At 70.6% G+C, this 6,173-nt stretch carries 6 protein-coding genes; 4 read left to right on the top strand and 2 right to left on the bottom strand.

Annotated elements, in window-relative coordinates:
* The first annotated feature begins 466 nt into the window (after positions 1–466).
* Positions 467–1,519, top strand: coding sequence for a sigma-70 family RNA polymerase sigma factor (locus AC162C_RS05825; protein WP_484096729.1), 1,053 nt, complete (start codon positions 467–469; stop codon positions 1,517–1,519).
* 29 nt (positions 1,520–1,548) lie between these two features.
* Here AC162C_RS05825 and AC162C_RS05820 read toward each other — a convergent pair whose 3' ends face one another.
* Positions 1,549–2,433 (bottom strand): sigma-70 family RNA polymerase sigma factor, encoded by an 885-nt coding sequence (locus AC162C_RS05820; RefSeq protein WP_484096728.1) that lies wholly within the window; start codon positions 2,431–2,433, stop codon positions 1,549–1,551.
* Positions 2,434–2,583: 150 nt separating this feature from the next.
* Between AC162C_RS05820 and AC162C_RS05815 the strand changes: the two genes are divergently transcribed.
* The gene (locus AC162C_RS05815) at positions 2,584–3,384 is read left to right on the top strand and encodes a class II glutamine amidotransferase (protein WP_484096727.1); all 801 of its coding nucleotides are present in this window, start codon (positions 2,584–2,586) and stop codon (positions 3,382–3,384) included.
* Between the two features lie 9 nt (positions 3,385–3,393).
* Here the strand turns inward: AC162C_RS05815 and AC162C_RS05810 are convergent, their stop codons facing one another.
* Positions 3,394–4,086: a homing endonuclease associated repeat-containing protein gene (locus tag AC162C_RS05810; protein ID WP_484096726.1), complete on the bottom strand. Its 693-nt coding sequence runs from the start codon at positions 4,084–4,086 to the stop codon at positions 3,394–3,396.
* A gap of 93 nt (positions 4,087–4,179) precedes the next feature.
* On the opposite strand from AC162C_RS05810, the gene AC162C_RS05805 reads away from it, so the two are divergent.
* Positions 4,180–5,550, top strand: coding sequence for a MurT ligase domain-containing protein (locus AC162C_RS05805; protein WP_484096725.1), 1,371 nt, complete (start codon positions 4,180–4,182; stop codon positions 5,548–5,550).
* Positions 5,547–6,173, top strand: a 627-nt coding sequence (locus tag AC162C_RS05800; protein ID WP_484096724.1) for a type 1 glutamine amidotransferase, incomplete at its 3' end; no start/stop codon positions are given. The genes AC162C_RS05805 and AC162C_RS05800, both read left to right, overlap by 4 nt.

Genomic DNA, 6,173 nt, shown 5'->3' with positions numbered 1-6,173 from the left:
ACGACACCCGCTCGGGGTTCGTCTCGTCCTGCTCCAGCCTCAGCGCGACATTGTGACAGGCTCGTGTCGCCTCGACAGACGACGAAACTGCTAACACGTTTGCTAACGAACGGTGCCGAACAGGGTGGATTTCATGGACTAGCGGGGGGTTGCCTATCCCGAGATTTGGCTCAAAACCACGGTTTCCGGGATTGAGCGTTACGGGACAGACACCCCCCGCCATACGTGCGTTATCGTGCACGCGGCGGAATCGGGCGCACCACACCGACGGCTGCTGCTGCTGCAGTGTCGCGGCCTCCTCTCGCGTGCTCGAGCGGCGTCCGGCACTCCCCGGCGAACAGCGTGGCGTCGGGGTGGCCGGAACGCGGCACAGGCGGACGGCTGGATCACGGAGTTGCCGGGTCGCACTGGACAAGAGCATCTCCACGCGAGATGATCGATCGTGTAACAGGCCGCACGAACGCCCGTGACAACGGTCGACATCGACACCCTTCTCGGCCTCGACGAGCTGCGGCTCCTGCTCGAGGCGTCGGAGCAGTCCGGCGTGCTGCGCGCCGCCGACCTCGCCGACGTCGAAGAGCTCCACGAGCTGACAGCCCTCGAGCGCGACGCGGTGCTGCGGGAGCTGGAGAAGCGCGGCATCGACCTGATCGAGGCCCGTCAGGCCGAGGCGCCCGTGCCCAGCCAGGGGACCGTCGAGACGACGACGGACGCCCTCCAGCTGTTCCTCCGCGAGGCCGGACGCCACGAGCTCCTCACCGCCGCACAGGAGGTCGAGCTCGCGAAGCGCATCGAGCGCGGTGACGAGCTCGCCAAGCAGCAGATGATCCAGTCGAACCTGCGGCTCGTGGTCTCGATCGCGAAGAACTACCGCAACCAGGGCCTCCCGTTCCTCGACCTGATCCAGGAGGGGACGCTCGGCCTGATCCGCGCCGTCGAGAAGTTCGACTGGCGCCGGGGCTTCAAGTTCTCGACGTATGCGACGTGGTGGATCCGCCAGGCCGTCGCCCGCGCGCTCGCAGACAAGGCGCGCACGATCCGGATGCCGGTGCACATCGTCGAGCGGATGCAGAAGATCAACCGGGCGGACCGATCGCTGTGGACGCGACTCGGGCGGGAGCCCTCGATCGAGGAGATCGCCGACGAGGCCAACATCACCGTGCAGCAGGTCCTGGAGGTGCGTGCGGCGGCGCGGGCGTCGGCGAGCCTCGATGCGCCCGTCGGGGACACCGAGGACGCCGTGCTCGGGGACTTCGTCGCCGGGGACGAGCCGTTGCCCGAGGAGACGGTGGAGCTCCAGCTACGGAGCCAGGCCCTCCGCGCCGCGCTCGGCGGGCTGCCGCAGCGCGAGCACGACGTGATCGTGATGCGGTACGGGCTCGACGGCGGCGAGCCGCAGACGCTCGAGGAGATCGGCCGTCGCCTCGGGCTGACCCGCGAGCGCGTCCGCCAGATCGAGCTCGAGTCGCTCCGTCGCCTCGCGGGCCTCCGCGAGGTGCAGGCGATCTCGGCCGGCTGATCGATGCCGCGGCGACCCGGGCGTCGCGGCTAGGTGCGGAGGTAGAGCTCGAGCCCGGGAGCGATCTGGCGCAGCTCGCGCAACGCACGCGTCTCGAGCTGCCGCACGCGCTCACGCGTGATGCCGAGGACGGCGCCGACCTCCTCGAGCGTCCGGGGATGCTCCCCGTTGAGACCGAAACGCAGCACGAGCACGCGCTGGAGTCGCGGCTTGAGCTGCGAGAGCGCTGCCGCGAGCTCCTCCGCACGCATGCGGTCCGCCGTCTCGGCCTCCGGCTCCTCTGCGAGAGGATCCTCGATGAGGTCGCCCATCAGCGACTCGCCGTCACCGACCGGCGTGTCGAGGCTGACCTGATCCTGAACGAGGTCGAGGAGCATCTGGACACGCGCGACCGGGAAGCCGCTCTCGTCGGCGATCTCCTCGAGCGACGGGTCGTGGCTCAGCTTCTGGCCGAGCGCCCGGCGCGCCCGTTGCACCTTGCGGACCTGGTCGGCGACGTGCACGGGGAGCCTGATCGTCCGACTCTGCTCGGCGAGCGCCCGTTGCACCGACTGCTTGATCCACCAGGTCGCGTACGTCGAGAGCTTGTAGCCGAGCGTCCAGTCGAACTTCTCGACGGCGCGGATCAGGCCGAGGTTGCCCTCCTGGATCAGGTCGAGCAACGGGACGCTGGCGCGCGTGTAGTTCCGCGTGATCGACATCACGAGCCGGAGGTTGCACTCGATGAGCCGGCGCTTCGCCTCCTCGTCCCCCTCGTCCTTCCGGCGTGCGAGCTCTCGTTCCTCGGCTGCCGTGAGCAGCCGGCCGTCACCGATCTGGCGCACGTACAGCTTCAGCGGGTCGCCCGTGACGTCGTCCGCAGGCTCGTCAGAGGACGCAGGAGGAGTGTCGAAGAGGCGCTCGGCGGGATCCACACGCCACGTATCGGCGTGATCGTTCGGCGGCTTGAGGAACGGGCCCCGGCCGCGCGGAGGAATTGGGCGACTCGCTTCGAACCGAATGCTCACATTCACGGGCTACGCTCAGACGCGCAGGCCTCGGGCAGCTCGAGAACGGGACACAGAATGTGCGGGATCGCGGGATACAGTCTCGTCGGCGGATCCGCCGCCCCCCGGACGCTGGCCGCCCAGGCGCTGCTCGCCGGCATCGCCGAACGCGGCGAGGACGCGGTCGGCTACGCGTACCGGGGCGACGGCGACGTCGTTGCGGTCCACAAGCGCCAGACCGGTGCGAGCGGCCTGATCGACGACATCGTCGTTCCCGACGACACGGCCCAGCTCCTCGTCCACGTCCGCGACTTCACGAAGGGCCACCCCTCCCTCGACGTCAACAACCACCCGATCCGACACGGGTCGGTCGTCGGGATCCACAACGGCGTGATCGCGAACGACGAGGAGATCCTCGCCCGGCACGGGTTCGAGCGCGAGTGGCCGGGCATGACGGTCGACTCCGAGGTCATCTTCGCGCTCGTCGAGGAGGCCGGGAACGATCCCCGGGCGCTCGAGGAGCTGTACGGCACGATGGCCACGGCGTGGCTCGACGCGCGCGATCCCGAGAGCCTCTTCCTCGCGCGCGGTATCGGTCGGCCGCTGTGGATCGGTGAATGCCGCGACGGCGTCTTCTTCGCGTCGACGAGCGCTGCGCTCGGCGTCGTCGAGCGCTCCCTGCGCGTCGGGCTCGCCCACACCGAGGTCCCCGAGGGGACGTTCCTGCGGATCCACGGCGGGACGGTCGTCTCCCGGCAGTCGTTCGAGCCCGACCACAGCTATCGCGAGGAGCGATCGCTGCCCGCGATCCGCGCGCCCCACGAGGGCGACTACTGCCTGCAGCGCATGGCCGTGCTGGCCGCCTGGACGATGGCGTAGCCCGGGTCGTCAGACGCGGTCGACGGCTCCATCGGGCGCGACGGTCACACCCTCCTCCAGCAGCTGCTCCCTGATCAGGAACTGGAACGCCGCCCACGGGCCCGTGTCGATCTCGATCATGCGGTAGACCTGCCACTCGCTCGGCAGCGATGCATCCTCGGATCGCGCCGCCTTCCAGTCGGCCATCGTCGGGAGACGGCCGAGCGTCCGCGCGAGGTGCGCCCCCTGCCGGACCGCACGCTCGACGCGCTCCTCCCCACTCGGCACGTCGAAGCCGGCTTCGCGGAGTGCGTCGGAGAGCGAGCCGAACGTGTGCCAGATCAACGACTTGGACACCATGCGGCCGCGACGCTCCTCGATGTCGCGCGAGGTCGGCACCCGACCGAGCTCCTCGCCGAGCTCGCGCAGCTGCCGCACCATCTCCTCCCTGGAGATGAATCGCCGGGGCGCGAGGCCGGCGGCCCGCTTGGCCCCGTTCCAGCTCCCGAAGTGCTCGATCACCGTCTGCGGGTGCACACGCGCCTCCGGGTCCGCTGCGAACTCGCGCATCGTCGGGGAGCGCCCGAGACGCTCGGCAGATGCCCGGAGCTCCGCGAGGATCTCGTCGTCGCTGTACCGACGGCGCAACCCGGCGCGGAACTCCGCCAGGGCGGCCTCGTCGATGTGCTCGAGCGCAGGGATGCGCTTTCGCCTCCTGGCCATGCAATCATAGTAGATCACCATGGATAACATGCAAGTCGAGTAGAGCGACGCCCTGCCGGCTCGGCCGACTGGAGTCCCGCTACGCTCGCCTCCATGAGCATGCGCCTGGGACTGGAGATCGGCGTTGCACGCCTCGCCGGCTCCGTCTCCCGTGCAGCGGGTCGAGGCGGGGGCACCACGCTGCCCGGCAAGCTCCTGTGGCGCGTCGATCCCGACGCGATCGACGCGCTCGCCGCGCGCCTGCCCCGGGGCACCGCAGTCGTCTCTGCGACCAACGGCAAGACGACGACGAGCGCAATGGCCGCACAGGTGCTCGGGGCGCGGCACCGGCTGGCGTGGAACAACTCCGGCGCCAACCTCGCCTCCGGCGTCGCCTCCACCCTCCTCCAGACGCGTGACGCCGAGCTCGGCCTGTTCGAGGTCGACGAGTTCGCGCTCCCGGAGCTCCTTCGGAGACTGCAGCCGCACGTGCTCGTGCTCGGGAACCTGTTCCGCGACCAGCTCGACCGGTACGGCGAGCTCGAGCACATCGCGGAGCGCTGGCGCGAGGTGGTCGCAGCCCTGCCGGAGACGACGAGGCTCGTGGTCAACGCCGACGACCCTCTCGTGGCGGATCTCGCCGCCGACCGGCCGGGGTCGGTGCGCTTCGGCATCGACGACCCGCGGGTCGCACGTCCTGCGCTGCAGCACGCCGCCGACTCGAAGTACTGCGTGCGATGCGGCTCACCCTACGCGTACACCGCCGCGTACGTGGGCCACCTCGGCGACTACCACTGCCCGTCCTGCGGCCATGGGCGCCCGGCGCTCGACATCGCCGCGCGCGACCTCGAGCTCTCCGGCCTCGACGCGACGAGCTTCGACCTCGCGCTGCCGACGGAGACCCGCCGTGTCCGGCTGCCCCTCCCCGGCCTCTACAACGTCTACAACGCGCTCGCCGCCACCGCGCTCTGCCTCGAGCTCGGCGAGACCGCGTCGTCCGTCCACGCGGGGATCGAGCGCTTCGCCGCGGCCTTCGGCCGGCTCGAGCGCGTCGACGTCGCCGGGCGCACGCTGCTCCTGCTCCTGATCAAGAATCCCGCCGGCGCGAACGAGGTCGTCCGCACGCTCGTCGAGGGCGGCGTGCCCTCGACGCTGCTCGTCGCGCTCAACGACGCCATCGCCGACGGGCGCGACGTGTCGTGGATCTGGGACGTCGACTTCGAGCCGCTGCTCGCCGCCGCAGCGCGCATCGTCGTCAGCGGCGACCGCGCGGCCGAGCTCGCCCTGCGCTTCACGTACGCCGGCTATCCCCTGGAGCGTCTCGAGGTCGTGCCCGCGCTCGAGGGTGCTCTCGACCGTGCACTCGAGCTCGTCCCCGACGGTGAGGAGCTCGCGGTGCTCCCGACCTACACCGCGATGCTCGCGCTCCGGAAGGTGCTGACGACGCGGGGCCACGTCCGTCCGTTCTGGGAGCGCTCCCGATGATCGTCCGCGTCGCCCACCTCTACCCCGACTACCTCAACATCTACGCTGACCGTGGCAACATCGCCGTGCTCACCCGCCGCGCTGCGCTGCGGGGGCACGAGCTCACGGTCGTGCCGGTCGGCATCGGCGACCCGTTCGCGCCGAACGCGTACGACCTCGTGTACATCGGGGGCGGGCAGGACCGCGAGCAGGCACTGATCGCCCCCGATCTCGCGGCGCGGGGCGAGCGGATCCACGAGGCGGTCGAGCACGGCTCCGCGCTCCTGGCGGTCTGCGGCGGCTACCAGCTCCTCGGGCGCGGCTACCGAGGGCGCGACGGCTCCTGGATGCCCGGGGTCGGCCTGTTCCCGCTCGAGACGATCGCGGGTGACACGAGGATGATCGGAGACGTGTTGCTCGAGTGCGAGCTCGAGCCCGGGCTGCGGCGCACGGTCGCCGGCTTCGAGAACCACGCCGGACGCACCGTGCTCGACGTCGACGCAGAGCCGCTCGGGCGTGTCGTCGCCGGCTTCGGGAACGACGGAGCGTCCGGCTTCGAGGGCTGTCGCGTTGCCCGGGCCATCGGCACGTACCTCCACGGGCCGCTCCTGCCACGGAACCCCTGGCTCGCCGACTGGCTCCTC

This window comes from Gaiella sp. (genome assembly GCF_057140465.1).
This window is presented reverse-complemented; position numbering and strand designations above follow the sequence as displayed.